The organism is Kribbella sp. CA-293567 (assembly GCF_027627575.1).
Taxonomy (GTDB): domain Bacteria; phylum Actinomycetota; class Actinomycetes; order Propionibacteriales; family Kribbellaceae; genus Kribbella.
This window is the reverse complement of record NZ_CP114065.1, coordinates 3,198,292-3,221,468: the sequence shown is the minus strand read 5'-3', so window position 1 is coordinate 3,221,468 and position 23,177 is coordinate 3,198,292. Positions and strand designations below refer to the sequence as shown.

The following is a 23,177-nucleotide window of genomic DNA, read 5'->3' as shown; positions in this document are numbered from 1 at the left end:
CCCTCGAAAATTCATCCACAGGCCAGGCGGACAGGTACGGCGGCCCGCTGCCCACAGGCCGCCGTACCCGGGTATCAGTTGCGGTAGATACCGAACTCGAACAGCGAGTACCCGAAGCCCGTACCACGCTGGGTCCCGGTCAGCCGGAGATACCTCCCACTCCCGCCTGACGCCACGCTGTCGACGTCACCGTTGCCGGTGGTCGTGCTGAACACGGGCCGCCAGGTGTTGCCGTCGTCGGAGGCCTCGATCCGGTACGACCGGGCGAAAGCCCCTTCCCAGACCAGCTGGATCCGATCGAACGACTGCACCGACCCGAGATCCACCTGGATCCACTGCGGATCCGACCAGTCGCTGGCCCAGCGGGTCGTGTTGCTCCCGTCCGTCACGTTCGACGGCGGGTACGGCGCGCCGTTGCCGACCTGCTGGTACGACGAGGCGGTCACTGCCTTGCCCCGGGCAACGTTCGTCCCCTGGGCCGGCGGCGCCACCACGCGGAAGGACCGCGTCTCGATCCCGACGTTGCCCTTGCCGTCACGCACGTAGTCGTACAGCTTCCACACCCCGAGCCGTTCGGGCACGGTCACGGTGAACGGCCCGTTCCCGCTGGACGGCGTACCGACGAGAGCGCCGCTGCCGTCGATGTACTTGCCACCGACCCTGAACTCGTGGGTCAGCGGGTCCCCGTCGGGGTCGGTCACCGCGACGTCGACAGTGATCGTGCCGCCCGCCGGAACATCCGTCACGCGACTCAGCGTCATGTTGGTGATCACCGGAGGCGTATTGCCGCCGCCAGGGCCACCGAAGGCCTGCCGTACGGCGTAGTACGAGAGCCGTTTCTCCCCAGCGGGCGTCAGGTTGAACCACACCGCACCGAAGTCGTCCTCGATGCCGTAGTGGAACAAGGTGGCGCCGAGCGCGACCCCGGTGTGCCCGACGATGCAGTTCCAGGCCTGCAGGTACCCGTCGCGCTTCTGCACGTCGGTCGGCTCGGTCGGTACGCCGTTGACGTCGTTCGGCACCTCCCACTCACCGGCGGGCCCGGCCTCGGTCAGGATGTACGGCTTGTCGTAGCCACCGTTGATCCAGTCCTGCCGGACCTGGCAGACGTTGCCGTACGAGTTGACCGCCAGCAGATCGAGGTCGGGCGTGTACTGCTTGTAGTACGGCCATGCGCCCGTCCAGGCGTCTGTGGAGGTGACCGGGTGGTTGGGGTCGATCGCGTGGATCGCCTGCGTCGCCTCGTTGACGAACCTGGCGTACGCGATCCGCTGCGCCTCCAGCTCGGCACCCGAGTAGCAGTTCTGCAGACCGAGCACGGACTCGTTGCCGACGTTCCACATCAGCACGCCCTGGTTGTCCTTGTACTCCGTCGTCCAGCGGCGGATGTCGGCGAGCGTGTTCGCCTTGTAGGTCGCGTCGGTCACGTAGTTGGCACAACCGCCGCTGCCGGGTCCACCACCAGGTTGGAGCCAATAGCCCGCGATCACGCGCATGCCGTTGGCGGCCGCGGCGTCGAAGAGCGGCTTGGAGCCGGCGTCGGTACCCCACGTGCGGACGGTGTTGACGCCGATCGCCTTCAGGCCGGGCAGTCGCGCGCCGGCTTCGGAGGCCGGCGGACCCCAGGTGAGGCCCTTCACCTGCCAGGGAGCGTTGTTGACGAGCAGCTGCCAGTTCCCTTGGCTACCGGCGACGCGGACGGTTCCGGTACCCGGCTGCGGGCCGGTGCCGCCACCAGTACCGAGCACCTGGAACTCGAAGAGCGACATGCCGTAGCCGTTGGCACGCTTGACGCCGAACATCCGCACGTAGCGGCCAGTGCCGGTTACGTTGAGAGTTTCGGTGCCGCCCGGGCTGGAGGCCGTGCTGTAGATCTGGTTCCAGTCCTGGCCGTTGCCAGAGACCTCGATCCGGTACTCCTTGGCGTAGGCAGCTTCCCAGCGCAGGACGACCTGCTCGATCGAGGAGGTGGCGCCGAGGTCGATCTGAAGCCATTGGTTGTCCTGCCACAGGCTGGACCATCGGGTGTTCAGGTCGCCGTCCACGGCAGCAGTGGGCGCGGTACCGGCGCCTTCCGATGACGAGGCCGTCACCGGGCGCCCTTGGGACAGCAGAGTGGCCGCTTGCGCGGGTTGGGCCAGTAGTACGACGTTGCCGAGCAGCACGACGGCTGCTGCGACGGAGGCGGCTATCGCCGAACGACCGCGGCGCCTGCGCTCGGCAGGCCGCAGACGAACGCGACGGGTCGCGAAGTCCATCGGGTACTCCTTCGCTGGAGTGCGAGAGGGGGGCGGGTGGTTCAGAGAGCGCTCTCTCGCGGTCTGATGGTCGCGCCGGCGTCACCTGCTTGTCAACGGCTCGTCACGCTCAGCCGGTTCCGGAACCAACAAGCACTTGACAGCCGGAGCCGCCCGATCGAGGCTGTTCCAGAGAGCGCTCTCCCGCGACGTCCCGCCGCGGGTAGCCTGCACCACCGCCCCCGCGGATTCCCCCGACAGGAGGAGTTCCGTGTTCACCAGAAGGAAGAAAGCTCTGTCCGCCGGCGGCATCGCCGCCCTCGTCGTCGCCTCGGTTCTCACCGCGACGGCCGGATCGCCGGCCCAGGCCGACGACCTGGTCACCCATCACGAGTTCCAGGTCAACTGCAACGTGCACCATCGCGGGCCCAACGACCCGATCGTGTTCCCGAACATGCCGGGCGCCTCGCACGACCACAGCTTCGTCGGCAATCCCACCACGAACGCCGCCACCACCCTGAACAGCCTCGTCGCGGCCGGCCCGGGCGCGACCACCTGCCAGAACCCCGACGACCTGTCGGCGTACTGGTGGCCGACGATGTTCCGCAACAACGACCCGGTGCCGCAGACCTGGCGGCAGACCATCTACTACAAGTCGGGCATCCTGCGGTACCAGGACGTCCGTCCGTTCCCGCCGGGCCTGCGGTACGTCGTCGGCAGCCCGACCGCGACCCTCGACGAGTTCCGCACCGCACCCGGCGCGGTCGAGGGCTTCGAGTGCGGCGACATCTCCAAGAGCTGGGACATCCCGGCGTACTGCACGCCAGGCACCCAGGTCAACGTCCGCTACCAGGCCCCGAGCTGCTGGGACGGCGTCAACCTCGACTCCCCCGACCACAAGAGCCACATGAAGTACCCGGTCAACGAGGCCTGCCCGTCGAGCCACCCGGTGGCGGTACCGATGCTCGAGTTCAAGATCTCGTTCGAGGCCAGTGGTGACATGGCCGGGACCAGGTTCGCCAGTGGCCGCGGCTACACCTGGCACTACGACTTCTTCAACGCGTGGGATCCGCCCACCCTGGCGGCCCTGGTGAGCCACTGCATCAACGGTGGCCTGCAGTGCAACGGGAAGGGCTTCGACCTCTACAAACCCAACCGCGGTCAGGTCCTGGGCGACAACTACCGTCTCCCCGGACGCCCGACCGTTCCCACTCTCTAGCCGACGACTCCCTGCGGTACTGGACTTGGGAAAGGGACCAGTACCGCAGGGCTTTCGGGTACTTTCAAGAGGAGAAAGCCGCGTCGAAGGACGCGGTCGGCGGGTCGAAGGCCAGCCTCTTCACGAACTCCAGAGCTTCGGCGGCGCCCACCAGGCGGTCCATCCCGGCGTCCTCCCACTCGACCGAGATCGGGCCGGTGTAGCCGATCGTGTTGAGCATCCGGAAACAGGCCTCCCACGGCACGTCGCCGTGGCCGGTCGAGACGAAGTCCCAGCCGCGCCGCGGGTCGCCCCAGGCCAGGTGGGAACCCATCCGCCCGTTGCGCCCGTTGCCGACCTGACGCTTCGCGTCCTTGCAGTCGACGTGGTAGATCCGGTCCTTGAAGTCCCACAGGAAGCCGACCGGGTCGAGGTCCTGCCAGACGAAGTGACTCGGGTCCCAGTTCAGCCCGAACGCCTCGCGGTGCCCGATCGCCGCCAGCGTCGCGGTCGTCGACCAGTAGTCGTAGGCGATCTCCGACGGGTGGACCTCGTGCGCGAACTTCACGCCGGCCTCGTCGAACACGTCCAGGATCGGGTTCCAGCGGTCCGCGAAGTCGGCGTACCCGGCGTCGACCATCGACTGCGGGACCGGCGGGAACATCGCGACGGTCTTCCAGATCGACGAGCCGGTGAAGCCGACCACGACGTCCACGCCGAGCGCCCGGGCGGCCCGCGCCGTCGTCCCCATCTCCTCGGCCGCCCGCTGCCGGACCCCCTCCGCGTCCCCGTCGCCCCAGATGTGGGCCGGCAGGATCGCCTGGTGCCGCTGGTCGATCGGGTCGTCGCAGATCGCCTGGCCGAGCAGGTGGTTGGAGATCGTCCACACCTTGAGGTTGTACTTCTCCAGGACGTCCAGCCGGTTGCGGACGTAGGAGTCGTCCTCCGCGGCCTTGCGGACGTCGAGGTGATCACCCCAGCAAGCGATCTCCAGCCCGTCGTAGCCCCACTCCGACGCGAGCCGGGCCACTTCCTCGAACGGCAGGTCGGCCCACTGGCCGGTGAACAAAGTGATCGGTCGTGCCATCACAACTCCTTAAAGACCGGAAGAACAGGAAAAGCAAGCCGCCTTCGGCGGCGGAGGTGAGCGAAGACAGTGGTCGTGAGGTTCAGGGGTGTCCCCGGCGCCGCGGCCGGAGCGCTGGTCGCGGCGCCGGGGACAAGGACCGGCCGAGCCGGTCCCCCGTCGACCGTGCGGAACCGCTCTCCCGCGACCCCGGGGCGGGGCCGAACCACCCCGGGTCGAAGGAGCTCCTGTCCGCCTCTCCGCGTCGGACAGGGTGCGATCTCGCACGGCGACGATCATCGGGTCAGATCCTCTGCCTCAGGTCCTGACCCACAGCTGTGAGCAGCGTCCGTGCCGGTACGTCGGTCACCTTGGCGGCCTCCGCCAGGAAGACGTCCAGGGCAGTACGCGCGGCGGCCAGCCGGCCCTTGCCGTGCTCCCGCTCCGCCGCGCGGAGCTGCACCTTCATCACCACGGTGGGATCGAGCGGCAGCGTCCGGACGTCCCGGTACCGCTTGACCACCTCGATCGCCTCCGCGTACGTCGCGACGACGGTGAACTGCACCTTCGTCACCGACGCGTTGCCGGCCTGGTCGGACACCCGCGCCACTACTTCGTGCGCGCCCAGCCCGAGCAGCATGCCGTCGAGCTTGCCCGTCGACGGCTTCCCGTCGACGGTCAGCGTCACCGCACCGGCGACACCAGAGAGCGCGTCCGCGGCCGTCGCGGCGACCGTGGCCAGACTCGCCACCCCGAGCTGACCGTTGGCCGGGAGCCCGGTCACCGTGGTCACCGGCGCGGTCTTGTCGATCTTGACCGTCACCGACTTCGGCTCGGACACGTTGCCCGCCGTGTCACTGGCCCGCACCTGGAGGGTGTGGGTCCCGTCGGCCGTCAGGTTGACCGCGTGGGTGTACTCCGCCCAGGCACCGTCACCGAGCTTCTGCTCGATGTAGAGCTGGCCCGGCTGGTTGTCGGTCGCCATCGCGGTCGCGACCACGGTGCCGTTCCACCAGCCGTTGTCACCGGACGGCGCCGACGGGTTGACCGACAGGCTGACCTGCGGTGCAACCGTGTCCTTGCCGACCCGGAAGTAGTCGAACTTGGCCGTCTTCGAGGCGACCTGGTCGACTCCGAAGGCGTAGACGCCGAAGCTCGCCGAGCTCAGCGCGGTATTGGTGACCGGCGCGAGCGCCGTCCAGGCCAGCCCGTCCGCGCTGTAGGAGCCGGTGTACGTCGTACCGGCCTTGGTCAGCCGCAGGTACCAGACGCCCTGGGTGGGTGCCGGCGACGCGTTGGGCTGGGGATTGACGAGGACGTTGCCGACCTCGCTGCGCAGTTCGATCCCCCGGGTCACCGTGCCGCCGGCGGCGTTGTTGGTGAGGAAGTCGAGCTTCACGTAGTTCGCGTCGTCGCCGTAGACCATCAGGCCGCCCTGCTGGTAGGCCTCGTTGAACGCGGACCCGTCCACCTTGGTCTCGATCGTCCAGTCACCGTCGGGAGCCGGCTGCAGCAGCAGGTTCTTCGGGTTCGTGGCCGTGCCCTGGTAGATGTCGCCCTTGCTCGTGTCGATCTCCAGCCCGCCACCGGTCACCCGGTACGCCGCGGCGTCCGGCCGCACGCTCGCCGACCAGCGGCAGGCGTTCAGCGCGTTCCCGTCGAACTCGTCGTCCGGGGCAGGAGCCTCGGCGGTGTCGTCCGGCGTGATGGAGAAGTAGTCGAACTGTGCCGCGATCGGCAGCGCCTCGGTCCGGTTGGCCAGCCCGAACATCCCGATCCGCGGGTTGCTGATGCCGGCCAGCTGCTTGGTCTCCGGCATCTCGACGAACGTCGCGCCGTCGGCGCTGTACGACGCCTTCAGGTTCTCGCCGTTGCTGGTGAAACGCACCCAGAACGTGTCCGGGAACGCCGTACCCAGGTTGGCCGTGTTCGACGCCGCGACCTCGTTCGGCGCACCGGCCTCCTCGCGGATGAACTGGAAGATCCGGTCGTTGGCCGAGGCCGCTCCGGTCGAGCGACCCTGCAGCACCATCTTCGCGTAGTTGTCGTCGTCGCCGTAGACGATCAACCCCGCCTGCTGGTAGGCGAGCCGGGCCGGCAACGTCACCTTCGCCGTCGCCTGCCAGGCACCGGCCGGCAGCGGCTGCAGCACGATGTTCGGCGTACCGGTGTTGCCCGTGCCGTAGATGTCGGTCGCGGTCAACGGCAGGTTCAGCATGCCGTTGCCGACCGCAAGATCCTGGTTGCCCCGGACAACGGAGCTCCACCGGCCGGTGTCGAGCGTCGTACCCTCGAAACCGTCCGAGCGACCTGTCAGGCAGGTCGGCGGAGCACTCGCGTCCACCTTGATCCGCACGTACGACGTACCGGCGGCGCCCTTGGAGTCCGTCACCGTGACGGTGGCGTCGTGGGTCCCGGCGGTCGTGTAGGTGTGGCTCACCGTGGCGCCGGTGGCGGTCGCGCCGTCACCGAAGCTCCACACGTAGGACAGCGGGACGTCGCCTTCGGGGTCGGTCGCCGCCGCGGTGAAGTCGACCTTCAGCGGCGCCTTGCCCTGCACCGGCGTCGCGGTGATCGACACGTTCGGGCGCTGGTTCTCCGTCACGCCCTTGCCGATGAACTTCACCCAGTTGACGTTCAGCTGCCCCGTCGTCTTGACGAAGTACAGCGGGCCGCTGGTCGACGACGCGCCGGAGAGGTCCGCGGTGAAGTTGCCGTAGGTCTGCCAGGCGCCGGTCGGAGCCACGGTGACGGTGGCGACGATCGGGCCGTCGGTCGGCGAACCCTGGCGGACCTGCACGGTGGCCCCGGCGTTCTCGGACGCCGCGCGCAACTGGACCTGGGTGATTCCGGTCAGATTGGTGGGCTCGAAGCTCCACCAGTCACCGTCTTCGATGAAGCCGATGTTCTTCCCGCCGCCGGCGACGTCACCGGTGTCCTCGACCTGTACCCCGCCGGTGTCGCCCGGTCCTCCGGTCTCACTGAAGTACTCCGCCTCGCGCGTCTTCGGCTGAAGCTGAACGACCTTCTCGGTGGTCAGCCGGGCGGCTCCCGGCGCTCCCTTGTCGGTGTACTTCACCTTGACGATGCCGAAGATGTTCGCCCCGACGTGGCCGGTGTCCCCGTTGACCGGGATGACGCCTTCACAGCCGAAGTACTGCTCGTAGTCGTGGGCGTGCTCGTCGTGGCCGAGCGCGGGCTGGGTGATGACGTCGTTGCAGTCGACCGTGCCGTCCTCCGGATCGGTCACCGTCACCTTGTACCTGACCGTGTCGCCGAAGTCGAAGAACCCGCCGTCCACCGGCGCCTCCACGGTGATCGTCGGCGCGGTGTTGCCGGCCGTGATCGACCGGTTCGAGACCGCGGTCCGGCCGTCGCTGTCGGTCACCGTCAACCGGGCGGTGAACACCCCGGCGGTCGTGTAGGTGTGCGAAGGCTTCGCCTCGACACTGTCGGTCGTGCCGTTGCCGTCGAAGTCCCAGGCCAGGGTGATCTGCTGACCGTCGGGATCGCGTGATCCGGTCGAGTCGAACGCGACCGTCAGCGGCACCGGACCGGACGTCTTGTCCGTACTGAACTGCGCGAGTGGCGCCTGGTTACCGGAGGTGTAGTCGATCCGGTAGATGCCGGAGTCGGCGTTGTTGCCACCGAAACCGCTGCCCCACTCGATCACGTAGAGCGCGCCGTCCGGCCCGAACTGCAGCGCGTGCGGCCGGATGAAGTTCATCTTCGCCAGCATCCGCGAGACGTCCGAGACACCGGCGCGGTCGTCCTTCAGCTGCACCGAGAACAGCCTGCTGTCGTTCCAGTCGGCGAACACGGCCTTGCCGTCGAAGTACTCCGGCCACTTGCGGTCGGAGTCGCTGTCCGGGTCGAAGTCGTACGCGCCGCTGGTCATCGGCGCACCACTGCCGCCGATCTCGGGGACGCCGGTGGTCGACTTGCCCATCCACAGCGACGCGGGCACCGCCGCGGGCAGCTGGGTGATACCGGTGTTGTTCGGCGAGTTGTTGACCGGCGCCGCGCAGTCGAAGGTCGTGCCCGCGACCCCGGTGGCGAAGTCGAAGTCGTTGTACGGCGTGTTGTTGCCCACGCAGTACGGCCAGCCGTAGAAGCCCGGCTTGTCGAGGACGTTCCACTCGACCCGGCCGTCCGGCCCACGCGTCGGTGAGACCTGCCCGGCGTCCGGACCGTAGTCGGCCACGAACAGGTTGCCGGTGCTCGGGTCGATGCCGATCCGGAACGGGTTGCGGAAGCCCATCGCGAAGATCTCCGGCCGCGTCTTCGCAGTACCGGCGGGGAACATGTTGCCGGCCGGCACCGTGTACGTTCCGTCGGCCTCCGGGTGGATCCTCAGCACCTTGCCGTTCAGGTTGTTGCTGTTGGCGGAGCTGCGCTGGGAGTCCCAGGCGGCGCGGCCGGTCCGCTCGTCCAAGGGCGAGTAGCCGTCCGAGGCGAACGGGTTGCTGTTGTCACCGGTGGCGATGTAAAGGTTGCCGTCGCCGTCGAACTCGAGGGCTCCACCGGCGTGACAGCACTCGGCGCGCTGGGTGTCGATCCGCAGGATCTGCTTCTTGCTCGCCAGGTCGAGGGTGTCCCCGGTGACCTTGAAGCGGGAGACCTCGTCGTAGGCCTCGGTGCCGGCCGGCGAGCTGTAGAGATAGACGAACCCGTTCTGGTCGAAGGCCGGGTCGAGCGCGATGCCGAGCAGGCCGAACTCCTGGCCGGTGTAGACACTCAACGTGCCGGCGGTGACCACCGAGCCGTCGGTCTTGACGATCTTCACCGCGCCGTTGCGGTCGATGTAGAAGACCCGGCCGTCCTTGGCGATCGCCAGCTCCATCGGGTTCGCGGTGTCGTCGTCGAGCGTGACCTTCTCGTAGCTCTCGCTCAGCGACGCGCCGCAGTCGGCGGCCTCGACCCCTGCCGCGGTCCTGAGACCACCGAGCAGGTGCTTGCGGAAGGTCGGGTCGGTGAACGACTGGATGGTGTGGCCCATCCCCGTGTACCAGGCGCGGCCGCCGTCGTAGTTCTGGCACCACGCGATCGGGTGCTCGGCGCCCATGTTGCCGCCGGTGTAGGTGGTCTCGTCCACCGAGGCGAGCACGTGCACCGCACCGCGGGGATTGGTCTTGTAGTTGTACCACTCGTCGGTGCGCGGCCAGACCGTCGGAGCCTCCGCCGTCGACGCGTGCGCGTGGTCCTCCACCTTCACCGTCGCGTTCGGCGTACCGGGCGGGTGGCTGTCGAAGTAGCTGCCGACGAGCTTGCCGTACCAGGGCCAGTCGTACTCCGTGTCGGACGCGGCGTGCACGCCGGCGTACCCGCCACCGTTGCGGATGTAGCGCTCGAAGGCGCCCTGCTGGTCCGCGTTGAGCACGTCACCGGTGGTGGACAGCCAGATCACCACCTCGTACTTCGCCAGCTCGGTGTCGTTGAACATCGCCGCGTCCTCGGTCGCGGTGACGGTGAAGTCGTTCGCCGTGGCGAGATCCTTGATCGCCTGGATCCCGGCCGGGATCGAGTCGTGCCGGAAACCGGCCGTCTTGCTGAAGATCAGGGCGTTGAAGGTGTCGTTGCCGTGCCCGGGATGGGCACTGGCGGGGGTCGGCGACAACGGGATCACCAGGGTGGCGATCAGGGCGAGCACGAGAGCACGCACGAGCGTGCCGTGCCGGCGTAGCTGGATCATGGGGTTGCTCCTCATGGGTCGGATAAGGCGCGCGCTCCATCGATGTCCCGCGCCGGGGCGCGGGACGGGGTTCCAGGGCGGGTCCCTGGATTTTTCGGCCCTGGTGGTGCCAGTTCAGCTACTGCGGTCCCGTGCTCTGCCCTGCGCGGGAGGGGTTTGCCTCAGCGAACGCCGAGCAGGTGGTCCATCGCGAGCTGGTCGAGCCGCTCGAAGCCGAGACCACGCTGTGCCAGCGCGTCGGGGTCATAGGTTGCCTTGCGCAACTCGTCCAGCGACTCACCGGCGCCGAGCGTCGGCTGGGCCAGCTCGTTCACCCGGGCGGCCTCGACGGCCTCCTGCACCTCCGGGTCGGCCCGGAACGCCTGCACCTTCTCCCGCAGGATCAGGTAGTTGCGCATGCATCCCCGCGCGGTCTCCCAGACGCCGTCCAGGTCCTCGGTGCGCGGCGGCTTGTAGTCGAAGTGGACATAGCCGTCGTACCCCGGTCCGCCGGCGGTGCCCTGCAGGACGTCGACCGTCCAGAACGCCTCCCGGAGGTTGCCGGCGCCGAACCGCAGGTCCTGGTCGAACCGCGGACCGTGCTGACCGTTGAGGTCGATGTGGTAGAGCTTCCCGTGCCACAGCGCCTGGGCGATGCCGTGCGCGTAGTTCAGCCCGGCCATCTGCTCGTGGCCGACCTCGGGGTTGATGCCGACCAGGTCGGGGTGTTCGAGGTCGTTGATGAAGGCCAGGGCGTGACCGATCGTCGGCAGCAGGATGTCGCCGCGCGGCTCGTTCGGCTTCGGCTCCAGCGCGAAGCGCAGGTCGTAGCCCTGCTCGCGGACGTAGCCGGTGAGCAGGTCCATCGACTCCTTGTACCGGTCGAGCGCGGCGTGCACGTCCTTGGAGCCGCCCGACTCGGAGCCTTCCCGGCCGCCCCACAGCACGTAGGTCTTCGCGCCCAGCTCGGCGGCCAGGTCGACGTTGCGCAGGATCTTGGCCAGCGCGTACCGGCGGACGTCGCGGTCGTTGGCGGTCAGGCCACCGTCCTTGAAGACCGGGTGGCTGAACAGGTTGGTAGTGGCCATCTCGACCACCATGTCGTGGTCGGCCAGGGCCTTGCTGAACCGCTCCAGCACCTGCTGGCGGGTGCTGTCGTCGGGCACCAGGTCGTCGTCGTGGAAGGACACCGCGGAGGCGCCCAGTTCGGCGAGCTTCTCGACCGCGAGGACCGGGTCGAGCGGCGCGCGCACCGCGGTACCGAAGACGTCGACACCTTCCCAGCCGACGGTCCACAGACCGAAGGAGAACTTGTCGTCCTTGGACGGCGTGTACGAGCTCATGAGGCAATCTCCTGCCATTGTCGGGAGGTCGAGCTGTCCTCGACCGCGGCCAGCACCCGCTGGACCTGCAGGCCGTCCGCGAACGACGGCGCGGGGTCCGTGCCATCGGCGATCGCGGTGATCAGGTCGACCACTTGATGGGTGAAGCCGTGTTCGTAGCCGAGCAGGTGACCCGGCGGCCACCAGGCCGCGACGTACGGGTGCGCTGCTTCCGTCACGAGGATCCGGCGGAAGCCGGCCGTCTCGGCCGGCTCCGTCGCGTCGTAGAAGTGCAGTTCGTTGAGGTCCTCGAAGTCGAACGCGAGGCTGCCCCGGCTGCCGTTGATCTCCAGCCGGATCGCGTTCTTGCGGCCGGTGGCGAACCGGGTCGCCTCGAAGACGCCGAGCGCGCCCTCGGCGAAGCGGGCCAGGAAGATCGCGGCGTCGTCGACGGTCACCGGGCCACGCTCGGTGCCCGCCTGCCCCGACAGGCCGCTGTGCTCGGCGGCGACCGGGCGCTCCTTGACGAAGGTCTCCAGCTGCCCGCTCACCTCGGTGATCCGGTCGCCGGTGATGTACTGGGTCAGGTCGACGATGTGCGCGCCGATGTCGCCGAGCGCGCCGGAGCCGGCCTTCTCCTTGTCCAGCCGCCACGACAGCGGCGCCTCGGGGTCGGCGATCCAGTCCTGCAGGTACTGCGCCCGGACGTGCCGGATGGTACCGAGCTTGCCTTCGGCCACCAGTTGCCGGGCCAGCCCGATAGCCGGCACCCGGCGGTAGGTGAACCCGACCATCGACCTGATCCCGTTGGCCGCCGCCTCGGCCGCCGCGGCAGCCATCTGCTCGGCCTCCGCGACGGTGTTGGCCAACGGCTTCTCACACAGCACGTGCTTGCCGGCCCGCAACGCCGCGATCGCGATCTCGGCGTGGCTGTCACCCGGCGTACAGACGTCGATCAGCTGGACGTCGTCACGGGTGAGCAGCTTGCGCCAGTCGGTCTCGGTGCCGGACCAGCCGAGCTTGCCCGCGGCCGCGTCGACGGCGTCGGCGTTCCGGCCGCAGAGCACCGTCATCTCCGGCTGCAGCGGCAGGTCGAAGAAACGCGGTGCGCTGCGCCAGGCTTGTGAGTGGGCGGCACCCATGAAGGCGTACCCGATCAGGCCGATGCCCAGGTTCGTCATACTCGGTCTACTCCTCTGTCCTCTTCCGGTCAGCTCTCGAAGGCGGTCGGCAGGTACTGGTCGACGTTCTCCTTGGTGACCACCGGCGCGTACAGCTGGACCGTGCGCGGTACCTCGACCTCCACCAGGTCGCCGAGGGCCTTCTTCTGGACCAGCAGGCGGGCCAGCTTGATCCCGTCGGCGCCCTGGGTCGACGGGTAGATGACGGTCGCCTTGACCAGTGTGTTGTCGGCCTTGATCTCCCGCATCACGTTCGCCGAACCGGCCCCGCCGACGACGAAGAACTCCTTGCGGCCGGAGTTCTTGATCGCGGCCATCACGCCGACACCCTGGTCGTCGTCGTGGTTCCAGATCGCGTCCAGCTTCGGTGCCGCCTGCAGCAGGTTGGCCGCCGCCTTCTCGCCGGACTCGACGGTGAACTCGGCCGCGACGCGGTTGCTGACCTTCAGGCCACAGTCGGCCAGCGCCTCCTTGAAGCCGGTACTGCGGGCCTGGGTCAGCGGCAGCGAGTCGATGCCGGCGATCTCGGCGACGACGGCGTCCTTCTTGCCCTTCAGCTGCTGGCAGATGTAGGTGCCGGCCGAGACGCCCATGCCCTTGTTGTCACCCAGGATCGTGGTCCGGGCCGCGAAGGTGCTGCCGAACTCGCGGTCCACGTTGACCACCGTGATCCCGGCCTGCATCGCCTTGGTCGCCACCGCGGTCAGCGCCGCGCCGTCGAAGGGCAGCAGCACGATCGCGTCGACCTTGTCGTTGATGAAGGTCTCCACCTGGCTGATCTGCAGGTTGACGTCGTTGGTGCCCTCGGCCACCACCAGCTCGACGTCGGAGTGCTTCTTCGCCTCGGCCTGGGTGGCCTTGGTGATCGCGCCCATCCAGCCGTGGTCGGCGGCCGGTGCGGAGAAGCCGATCTTGACCTTCTTGCCCGGCTCGTCGTTGCCCTTGGCAGCGACCTGCTGGGTGCCGGAGTCGGTGGTCTTCTCGGCTTCGGGGGTGTTGCTGGTACAGGCGATCAGTGCCATCGAGCTGAGCCCGACCAAGCCGGCCGTCATCAGTAATCGGGCGGAACGTACTGACATCTTGTCCTCCAAAAAGATGGAACCTCTACAGGGGTACTGCTGCTGCTCACTACAATTAGGGCGCGGTGGCGCGGGCGGCCAGGCGTTGCTGGAGGAGGACCGCGATCACGATGATCAGGCCCTTCGCCACCGACTGGGCGGAGATGCTCAGGTTGTTCAGGGTGAAGACGTTGTTCAGGGTGGTGAAGATCAGCACCCCGAAGACGGTGCCGACGATCGTGCCGCGGCCACCGGACAGCAGGGTGCCGCCGATCACCACCGCCGCGATCGCGTCCAGCTCGTACAGCCCACCGTGGGTGGAGCTACCGGTCGTCGTCCGGGCCATCAGCATCACCGCGGCGATGCCACAGCACAGCCCGCCCAGCACGTAGAGCGCGACGGTGTGCCGCTGCACCTTGATCCCGGCCAGCCGGGCCGCCTCGGCGTTGCCACCGACGGCGAAGGTCCGGCGGCCGAAGGTGGTCCGGTTGAGCAGCACCCAGCCGGCCGCGGCGACCACGACGAACATCCAGACCAGCACCGGGACACCGATCAGCGAGCCGCCGAAGAAGTCGGTGAACGAGTTCACGCTGATGATCTGGGTCCTGCGGTCGGACAGGATCTCGGCCAGCCCGCGCGCCCCGGCCAGCATCGCCAGGGTCGCGATGAACGGAACTATCTTGCCGTAGGCAACAAGTAGCCCGTTCACCAGGCCGCAGGCCGCGCCGACCAGGATCGCGGTCGAGACCATGAAGATCCAGTGGTAGTCGGCGGCCATCTGCTGGGTCGCCAGCGTGGTCGCCCAGACACTCGCCAGCGCCACCAGCGCGCCGACCGACAGGTCGATGCCACCCCCGGTGATGACGAACGTCATGCCGATGCTGACCACGCCGATCACCGCGGCCAGCCGCAGGATGGTCAGCAGGTTCGCGGTGCTCGCGAACCGGTCCCCCGCCGTCGCGACTCCGACGATGCAGAGCAGGATCAGCGCGATCACCAGGCCGATGTTGCGGCCGGCCCCGCTCTTCAGCAGGCTGCCGAGGACGCTGCTCGTCCCCGGTCCCCCGCCGCGGCCACTGCGAGGCGTGGCCGGATCGACCTCGACCATCGCCTGGCCCTTCGGCGGATCGTCCTGCAGGGTTCCCTCCGATCGTGCGACTTCCTCACTCATCACACGGCACTTCCTTCCATCACCAGGTCGAGCACCTGGTGTTCGTCGATGTCCTGCGCGGGTCCCGTGTGCACGGCCCGCCCCTCCCGCATCACCACGACCCGGTCGGCCAGACCGAGCACTTCCTCGACCTCGCTGGAGACCAGCACGATCGCGACACCACTGGCGGCCAGTTTCCGGACCAGCGCGTAGATCTCGGACCGCGCGCCGACGTCCACGCCCCGGGTCGGCTCGTCCAGCAGCAGTACCCGGCACTCCCGCAACAGCCAGCGCGCCAGTACGACCTTCTGCTGGTTGCCACCGGACAGGTTGCGGACCGGATGCTCCACTCCCGCCGGGCGCACGTCGAGCGCCTTGGTCAGCTCCTCCGCGGCCTTCCGCTCGGCCTGGGCGTTGAGGAATCCTCCGCTGGCGAAGCGGCCCATGCTCGACACGGTGATGTTCTTGTAGACGGCCTCGTCCAGCAGCAGCGCCTGGCTCTTGCGCTCCTCCGGGGCCAGCCCGATCCCGGCCTTGACGGCCTGCTGGACCTGGCCGGGACGGAGCAACTTGCCGTCCACCCGGACGGCCCCGGTCGCCGCTCTGCGCGCGCCGTACACGGTCTCCAGTACTTCGGACCGCCCCGACCCGACCAGACCGGTCAGTCCGACGATCTCGCCGGCCCGGACGCTGAAGCTGATGTCGGCGAACTCCCGCGGCCGGGACAGGTTCTCGACCTCGAGCACCACCGGCGCGGTGCCGTCCGGCTCGACCCGCGGCGGGAAGACGTACTCGATCGAGCGGCCGGTCATCAGCCGGATCAGTTCGGCGGTCGGGGTGTCCCGGGCGTCGAGGCCGGTGGCCACGGTGGCGCCGTCCTTGAGCACGGTGACCCGGTCGCCGATCTCGCGGATCTCCTCCAGCCGGTGGGAGATGTAGACGATCGCGACACCTTGGGAGGTGAGGTCGCGGATCACCCGGAACAGGTTGTCGACCTCTTCGGAGTCGAGCACCGCGGAGGGCTCGTCCATCACGATCAGCCGGGCCTCCCGCGACAGGGCTCTGGCCATGCTCACCACCTGCTGGCCGGCCGCGGACAGCAGCCCGACGGTCCGGCCCGGTGGGATCTCGCCGTGGCCGAGGCCTTCGAGCAGTTCGCGCGCCTTGGTGTTCGCCTCGTGCCGGCGGGTCAGGCCGTAGCGGGCCGGCTCGTGGCCGAGAAAGATGTTCTCGGCCACGGTCAGGTCGGGAACCAGGTCCAGTTCCTGGTAGATGGCGGCGATGCCGAGCCGCATCGAGTCCGCCGGGGTGTTGAGCGAGACCAGGCTGCCGTTCACCCGGATGGTGCCGGCGTCGGGCTTGTGCGCGCCAGTGAGCACGCGGATCAGCGTCGACTTGCCGGCGCCGTTCTGGCCGAGCAGGCAGTGCACCTCGCCTCGCCGGATGTCCAGGTCGACGCCGTCCAGGGCCCGGACGCCGGGGAACTCCTTCACGATGCCGGTCATCCGGAACAGCTCCTCGCCGCCGGCCGGCACCTCGTACTCCGTCATTGCGCTACTCCCGCCGCGTCGCGACCGACCAGTGTCGGGTCGAGGAAAACCTGATCCAGTGAGATCTGTGCGCCGCCGCGAACGGCGGCGGTGAAGCCGAGTTCGGACTGGACGACCCGGCAGCCGCCGCCTTCGGGCGCGATCACGCGATCACGGATCGCGTTCTCCAGCGGCTCTTTCAGCCACGGTCCGAGAACGGCGAAGTAGCCGCCCAGCACCAGTACGTCCGGGTTCAGGATGTTCACCAGGACCGCTCCGCCGATGCCTAGCCAGGCGCCGACGTCGGCCAGCGCCCGCAGTGTCCTGGTGCCACCCGCCTCCGCGCGCCGAGTGATCTCGGCCAGCCGCTGCTCGACGTCCAGCGACGGATCGCGCACCGGGTCGTCCGGGTCGGTCGCCTTGTTCAGCAGGGCGGTCAGGCCGACGACGGTCTCCCAGCAGCCGGTCCGGCCACAGCCGCAGATCCCGCCGGCGGGGGCGACGGGCATGTGCCCGACCTCGCCGCTGAACCCGCGTCCGCCGCGCAGCAGGTGCCCATCGGTGACCATGCCGCCACCGACACCTACGGCGCCGGTCAGCAGCACGATGTCCTGGACCCGTTCGGCGTCCGGGTCGGCCGCGGCCTTCATCTCGGAGTACGCCGCGAGCGCCGCGAGGTTCGCCTCGTTGTCCACCCGCACCGGGTACGCCGGGCTGCCGAGCCGCTCGCGCATCTCCTCGACCACGGGCACTTCCGCCCAGCCCAGGTTCGGCGCGAGCTTGAGCAGGCCGGTAACGCTCTGGACCAGGCCGGGCACGGCCAGCGTGACGCCGGCGACCTGGCCGCCACGGGCCAGCACTGCCGCCACCGATTCGCGGATCAGCTCGGCGAGCTGGTCCAGCGTCGTGGCAGGGGCGAGATGGGCGACGTCGAGGGGAACGCGGCGTTCGGTGACGGTCTCGCCGCCGAGGTCGAGGGCCGTGACGGCGAGGTAGTCGACGTTGATCTCGGCGCCGACCCCGCAGATGCCGCTGCCGTCGAGCTCGACGAGCTGCCCGGGGCGGCCGAGCGCGCCGGCTTCGGCCTGGCCTTCGCGAAGCAGCCCACGATCCACCAGCTCGGCCACCAGACTGCTGACGGTGGCCTTGTTGAGACCGGTCTCCGCGGCGATCCGGGCGCGGGAGCGGGAACCCGCTTCGCGCACGTGCCGCAGGACGACGGACAGGTTGTTGCGCCGGAGCGAGACGTGATCGGCAGCGACCATTCCGCTGCCCGGCCGGCTGCCTTCGGACAGCGTCATGAGTCCCACCCCTTCTCCCCCGACAGGAGAACGCATCCGGCTCGTTCGATCGCGAGCTGTGATGCCAGTCACAGACTTTGTCTGTTGAGCCAACAAACTAAGTACAGGGAGGCCGGGCGTCAAGATGTTGCGATGAAGTTTCTTCTGAGTGTTCGGGAGATTTCAGTCTGTAAATTGCAAGCGCTTCTTCAAATCTTGCATCCGCTCTTGCGCGCCGCGACAGCCGTTTGTACGCTCGCGCCACTCTCCGCAGTCCTGTCCGCCCCCTTTCAGGAGCCTGCACATGCCTTTGTCACGCCGTACTTTCATCGCTGCCTCCGCGGCGACCGCAGCAGCCGGCACCACCGTCGGCACTGCTCTGACCAGCTCCGCCACCACCGCTACGCCCGTTGCCAGTCCGCCTGGTGACGTGGTCGGCAAGATCACCGTCGGCTACCAGGGCTGGTTCGCCTGCGCCGGTGACGGTGCCCCGATCAACGGCTGGTGGCACTGGAGCAGCAACTGGGGCCAGCCGCCGTCACCCGGCAACAACGCGCTCGGCAGCTGGCCGGACGTCCGCGACTACACGGCCACCTACCAGACGGCGTACTCGAACCTCGGGAACGGCCAGCCGGCCAAGCTCTTCTCGTCGTACGACCAGCAGACCGTCGACACGCACTTCCAGTGGATGCAGCAGCACGGCTGCGACACGGCCGCTCTGCAGCGGTTCAACCCGACCGGCGGCGAAGGCCCCACCCGCGACGCGATGGCGGTGAAGGTGCGCCAGGCCGCCGAGCAGTACGGGCGCAAGTTCTACATCATGTACGACGCCACCGACTGGCAGAACATGCAGTCGGAGATGAAGACCGACTGGATCAACAAGATGCGGGCGTACACCAGCTCCCCGATGTACGCGAAGCAGAACGGCAAACCGGTGGTCTGCATCTGGGGCTTCGGTTTCAACGAACCCAACAAGACCTGGCCGGCCTCGGTCTGCCTGGACGTCGTGAACTGGTTCAAGGGCCAGGGCTGCTACGTGATCGGCGGCGTACCGACGCACTGGCGGCGCGGGGTGGAGGACTCCCGAGCGGGCTACCTCGACGTGTACCACGCGTTCAACATGCTCTCGCCGTGGATGGTCGGGCGGATCCAGGACGTGGCCGGCGCGGATCACTACTACGCCAACGTGAACCAGCAGGACCAGGCCGACTGCAACGCGCACGGGATCGACTATCAGCCGTGTGTGATCCCCGGTGACCTGCAGTCCGGGCATCGCCGGCACGGTGACCTGATGTGGCGGCAGTTCTACAACCTCACCCGGGTCGGTGTGCAGGGCATGTACATCTCGATGTTCGACGAGTACAACGAGGGCAACCAGATCGGCAAGACGGCCGAGACGCCGGCCTGGATCCCCAACGGGTCAGGGATCCGCGCCCTCGACGAGGACGGTACGCCGTGCTCGTCGGACTACTATCTGCGGCTCACCAACGATGGTGGGCGGATGTTCAAGGGACAGCTCCCACTGACCGCGAACCGGCCGACCCAGCCGATGCCGAACCAGGGCTCCGGCGGGGTGATCTTCTACCAGCACATCGACTACGGCGGCGCCGCCGGGCAGACGCTTGCCAAGGGCAACTACACGCGGGCGCAGCTGGCCGCGGCCGGCGTACAGGACAACTGGGCTTCGTCGGTGAAGATCCCGGCCGGCTGGTCGGTCACCATCTACGCCGAGGACAACTTCACCGGGCAGTCGTGGACCCGGACGGCCGACACGGCGAACTTCGTTGCCCTGTCCCCCAACGCGAACGACCAGCTGACCTCCTGCCGGATCCAGTAACCCGCGCCGGGAACCGGCGACCTCGGACAGGCAGTGGCGACCTCGGACAAGAAGTGGCGACCTCGGACAGGCTATGACTTGTTCAAGGTCACCAGGTGGTGTTCGAGGTCGCTACTGCCGGCTGGTCGGATCAGAGGAGTTCCAGGCTGTCCGTGGCAAGGGTGATCACGGCGCCGTCGAGGTGCAGGCGGCAAGCGATGGCGTGGCCGGCGCAGGTCAGCAACGCCGGACCGGCCACGTCGACGACGCGGTACGCGACCGGCTGGGTGCAGCGCTCGATGACGGACTGCTGCTCGCGATAGCAACCGAGAACGTGGCAGGTGACGACTTCACCGACAGCCATCAGGGTCAGGCCATGGTCCTCGCACAGACCCCAGGTGACGCCGCAGGTCTGTCCTTCGGCCGCGGCCAGGCGGATCAGGTTGCCGGCGGTCGTTTCCAGCTCACCGGCGACGGCACGGAAGGTGTCAGCCGCTCGGTCGAGATCCCGGCGGAGCTGGCGTGAGGCGACCGACTCGGGGAGGCTGCGAGTTGCGGCGATCAGGCCTTCGGACAAGGCGATCGCGGCCAGGGCGATCTCGTCTACCTTGACCGGCGTACCGAATCCTGACGGACGGGACGGCTCGGGGGCCGGGGCTGCCGGTCGTACGGGGTCCGGTGGGACGAGACGGCCTGGTCGCGTGCCGGGGCCCGCTGGTACGTCGGAGCCGGGTCCAGGTCCGTTGGGTCCGGGAGCGTTGGGTCCGTTGCCAGTGGTTGCGGCGCCGGTCGGTGCCGCACCGCTGGGCGCGTGGCCGTTCCGGACGGTCAGTGGTGCACGGCCGTTCTGTCCGTTGCGTGCCGGTCCGTTGCCCACCATGTCGTTCGCGCTCCGGTCACTCGCCCGCTTGGCCTTCGCCATCCGTTCGCCCCCTGATGATGTGTCTCCCCCGGTGGCCGATCGTGCCATGCCGGAAGGGGGCGCGACCAGTCCGAATCGGCAAGCGTCACGCACGGCTGAACTCGCCTTGCGCAGAGCAACGATTCGGCTCTACCGGGTATCGCAAACCACCCCCGATCTCAACTTCGCCTGCACTGTTCCCAGCGAAATCGCGGCGAATCTCAGGGGACGAATTCCACACACTCCCTTAACACTTCGGACACCCTGGGTGAAGTTACTGCTTCGTCGGGTGGAGGTGCTCGCGGAGGAAGGCGACCGTCCGCGCCCTGGCAGCGAGCGCGGGATTTCCCGGCGTTTCGCGCAGCTCCCGGGTCAGTACGCTGTGCGCGCTCCGGTTGAACCCACCGGCGTTGCCGGGACCGGAGTCGAGTTCGATCACCTCGAACGCCTCGCCCAGGTGCTCGCGCAGAGTGGCGAAACGATCGGCCGGCGCCAGCCGATCGCCGCTGAACCGCAGGCCGAGCACGCACAACCCGTCGGTCCGCGTCCGCTCGACGATCCGCGCCAGCTCCTGTGCTGACATCCCCGGGTCACCGCGGCGACTCGCGGAGACGGGGAACGGGGTCGAAGGCTGGCTCATGACCGGCGCCACCACACTCGGCTCGACCGCGGTCGCGAGTGCGAAACCGCCGGTGAAGCACATCCCGATCACGCCGACCCCGCGCCCCGGCGTACGGGCGGCCAGTGCGGCCGCGACGGCTCTCAGGTACGCCGTGATCGGCCGCTCGGCCTTCAGCGCGAACGCCCGGAACTCCGCCGTCACGCACATCCGCGCCAGCACACCCACCGTGTAGCCGGCCGTCTCTTCCTTCCCCGGCGTACCGAACGGCGACGGGATCACCACGGTGAACCCCTCGTCGATCAGGTGATCGGCCAGCCCCAGCACCGCGGGGGTGATGCCCGGGATCTCCGGAATCAGTACGACGCCGGGTCCGCTGCCCTTCTCGTAGCAGTCATAGGTGAGTCCGGCGCCGGAGAAGGGCGCCTTGACCCAGCCGGACAGAGTGGACTTCGGTGCGGAACCAGTCATCCGTGAGGTCTCCTTAGTTGTTCTGTTTGGCGCCTGCGCTCCGGGTGTCGAGATCCTCACCCGCCGCGCGGCACTGCCTGCGATCAGGGCGCGTAGTGCTGTACTGCGCCGCCGCGGGACAGGTCGACCAGGGTGTGGGCGACCGCCCTGGCTTCGGCGAGGATCTCGTCGAGATCGGCGGTGAGGAGCCGGCGGTCCCTGACGACTATGTTGCCATCGACAACTACCGTGACGACGTCCGAGGCGCGGGTCGAGTAGACCAGGGCGGCGCGAGGATCGTGCAGTGGCTGGCAGTGCGGACCGGAGAGATCGACCAGCGCGATGTCGGCGCGACGGCCTGGTTCGATCGCGCCGATGGAGTCGGGCCGGCCGGCTGCCGCGGCGCCGCCTCGGGTGGCCAGGCGGAGGGTGTCCGAGACGGTCATCCACTCGGCGTCCTGTTCGCGTTGTTTCTGCGTCAAGGCCAGCAGGCGAAGGGATTCCCAGACGTCGAGGGTGTTGTGAACGGCGGCTCCGTCGGTGCCGACGCCGACCGGGACACCGGCTTGCTGGAGCTGCTTGACGGGTGTGGTCGAGCCCATCGCGAGTTTCAGGTAGACCTTGAGGCACGCGGCGACCGTTGTCCGTCCGGCTTGGTCGAACGGGTTGGACTGGTCCGACTGATTGAACGGGCCTGGCTGGTCGAACGGGCCTGGCTGGTCGAACAGGCCGCCGGGCTGGTCGGACCGGCGGGATCGTTCGGCCTGAGCGGTGAGGATCGAGAGGTCGGAGTCGGTGAGGCTGCAGCCGTGGGCGATCAGGACGCCGGCTCGCAGTACGCCGGTCCGCTCGAGGATCTCGATCGGGGTCGCGCCGAAGCGTTCCTGCGACGAACGGGTCTGGTCCTCGGTCTCGGCGGCGTGAAGATGGATCCGGAACCCCTCGGCGCGGGCGACTTCCGCAGTACGGGTGAGGTCTTCGTCGGTGACCGTGTAGGGGGCGTGCGGGCCGAGACTCGCGGTGATTCTCGGGTACTCGTCCGCTGCGGCGCCCAGAGCGCGTATCGCCCGCGCCGCGTCGTACGCCGCTTCGCGTCCGTCCGCTCCGGCGGAGGAGAAGAAGGTCGGTGCGAGATCGGCCCGGATTCCCAGCTCCAGTGCGGCGGCGGCGATCTGGTCGGCATGGAAATAGTGGTCGACGAAGGTGGTGACGCCGGCAAGCAGCATCTCCGCACACGCGAGCCGGGCCCCGGCCTTGACCCGCTCAGGTGTCAGGTTCGTCTCCATCGGCCAGATCCTGCGGTTGAACCAGTCGTCGATCGAGACGTCCTCGGCCGCACCTCGCATCATCACCATCGGGCTGTGCGTGTGCGAGTTGACCAGCCCCGGTACGGCGATCAGCCCGCTCGCGTCGACCTCCTCGACCCCGGCCTCGCCGGTGAAAGCGCCGGACGGCATCACCTCGTCGATCACCCCGTCCTCGATCACGATGTCCTGGTACTCGTCGACCCGGCACTCCCCCGCCGGCGGCACCACCAGTACGGAGCAGTTGCGAATCACCAGGCGCGCCATCGTTTCCTCCGACTCCGTCGTCCGATCGTCCTCGCAGTCTCCTCCATTCTTCGATCCTCCGCTGGCGGCTTCCCGTGCCACCGGCGCGCTGCATCACGTCAGCGGCAGCAAGTCCGGCCGGCTGTGCA

At 68.5% G+C, this 23,177-nt stretch carries 14 protein-coding genes; 2 read left to right on the top strand and 12 right to left on the bottom strand.

From position 1 onward, the window contains the following. Positions 1–74: 74 nt before the first annotated feature. Positions 75–2,258, bottom strand: coding sequence for a discoidin domain-containing protein (locus OX958_RS15180; protein ID WP_270138272.1), 2,184 nt, complete (start codon positions 2,256–2,258; stop codon positions 75–77). A gap of 250 nt (positions 2,259–2,508) precedes the next feature. Here OX958_RS15180 and OX958_RS15175 point away from each other — a divergent pair, with 250 nt between their 5' ends. Further along, on the top strand, positions 2,509–3,456 hold the full coding sequence (locus tag OX958_RS15175) for a DUF1996 domain-containing protein (protein ID WP_270138270.1): 948 nt from the start codon (positions 2,509–2,511) through the stop codon (positions 3,454–3,456). 64 nt (positions 3,457–3,520) lie between these two features. On the opposite strand, the gene OX958_RS15170 is transcribed toward OX958_RS15175, so the two are convergent. The 8 genes from OX958_RS15170 to OX958_RS15135 form a co-directional block, all read right to left on the bottom strand. After that, entirely contained in the window at positions 3,521–4,522 is a 1,002-nt protein-coding gene (locus OX958_RS15170) for a sugar phosphate isomerase/epimerase family protein (RefSeq protein WP_270138268.1), read from the bottom strand. Positions 4,523–4,805: 283 nt separating this feature from the next. Further along, positions 4,806–10,193, bottom strand: coding sequence for a ThuA domain-containing protein (locus tag OX958_RS15165; protein ID WP_270138266.1), 5,388 nt, complete (start codon positions 10,191–10,193; stop codon positions 4,806–4,808). A 161-nt stretch (positions 10,194–10,354) separates the two neighbouring features. Continuing rightward, on the bottom strand, positions 10,355–11,515 hold the full coding sequence (xylA, locus tag OX958_RS15160) for a xylose isomerase (protein ID WP_270138264.1): 1,161 nt from the start codon (positions 11,513–11,515) through the stop codon (positions 10,355–10,357). Further along, positions 11,512–12,675 carry a Gfo/Idh/MocA family protein gene (locus tag OX958_RS15155; RefSeq protein WP_270138262.1) on the bottom strand — a complete coding sequence of 388 codons (1,164 nt, stop codon included), beginning with the start codon at positions 12,673–12,675 and terminating at the stop codon, positions 11,512–11,514. The genes xylA and OX958_RS15155 overlap by 4 nt, the downstream gene beginning before the upstream one ends. 29 nt (positions 12,676–12,704) lie before the next feature. Then, the gene (locus tag OX958_RS15150) at positions 12,705–13,754 is read right to left on the bottom strand and encodes a substrate-binding domain-containing protein (protein ID WP_270138260.1); all 1,050 of its coding nucleotides are present in this window, start codon (positions 13,752–13,754) and stop codon (positions 12,705–12,707) included. 55 nt (positions 13,755–13,809) lie between these two features. Next, the gene (locus OX958_RS15145; protein ID WP_270138258.1) at positions 13,810–14,904 is read right to left on the bottom strand and encodes an ABC transporter permease; all 1,095 of its coding nucleotides are present in this window, start codon (positions 14,902–14,904) and stop codon (positions 13,810–13,812) included. Then, a complete protein-coding gene (locus OX958_RS15140) occupies positions 14,904–16,433 on the bottom strand; it encodes a sugar ABC transporter ATP-binding protein (protein WP_270138256.1) in 1,530 nt (509 codons plus the stop codon). The genes OX958_RS15145 and OX958_RS15140 overlap by 1 nt, the downstream gene beginning before the upstream one ends. Beyond that, complete coding sequence (locus OX958_RS15135) at positions 16,430–17,713, bottom strand: ROK family transcriptional regulator (RefSeq protein ID WP_270138254.1); 1,284 nt, start codon at positions 17,711–17,713, stop codon at positions 16,430–16,432. Before OX958_RS15135 ends, OX958_RS15140 begins: the two co-directional genes overlap by 4 nt. A 283-nt stretch (positions 17,714–17,996) precedes the next feature. Here OX958_RS15135 and OX958_RS15130 point away from each other — a divergent pair, with 283 nt between their 5' ends. Beyond that, positions 17,997–19,529: a glycoside hydrolase family 71/99-like protein gene (locus tag OX958_RS15130; protein WP_270138252.1), complete on the top strand. Its 1,533-nt coding sequence runs from the start codon at positions 17,997–17,999 to the stop codon at positions 19,527–19,529. 130 nt (positions 19,530–19,659) lie between these two features. Here the strand turns inward: OX958_RS15130 and OX958_RS15125 are convergent, their stop codons facing one another. The 3 genes from OX958_RS15125 to OX958_RS15115 all read right to left on the bottom strand — a co-directional run bounded on the left by OX958_RS15125 (position 19,660) and on the right by OX958_RS15115 (position 23,049). Then, positions 19,660–20,430: a hypothetical protein gene (locus OX958_RS15125; RefSeq protein ID WP_270138250.1), complete on the bottom strand. Its 771-nt coding sequence runs from the start codon at positions 20,428–20,430 to the stop codon at positions 19,660–19,662. 253 nt (positions 20,431–20,683) lie between these two features. Next, complete coding sequence (locus tag OX958_RS15120; protein WP_270138248.1) at positions 20,684–21,499, bottom strand: dienelactone hydrolase family protein; 816 nt, start codon at positions 21,497–21,499, stop codon at positions 20,684–20,686. Between the two features lie 83 nt (positions 21,500–21,582). Next, on the bottom strand, positions 21,583–23,049 hold the full coding sequence (locus tag OX958_RS15115; protein ID WP_270138246.1) for an amidohydrolase: 1,467 nt from the start codon (positions 23,047–23,049) through the stop codon (positions 21,583–21,585). Positions 23,050–23,177: the final 128 nt, after the last annotated feature.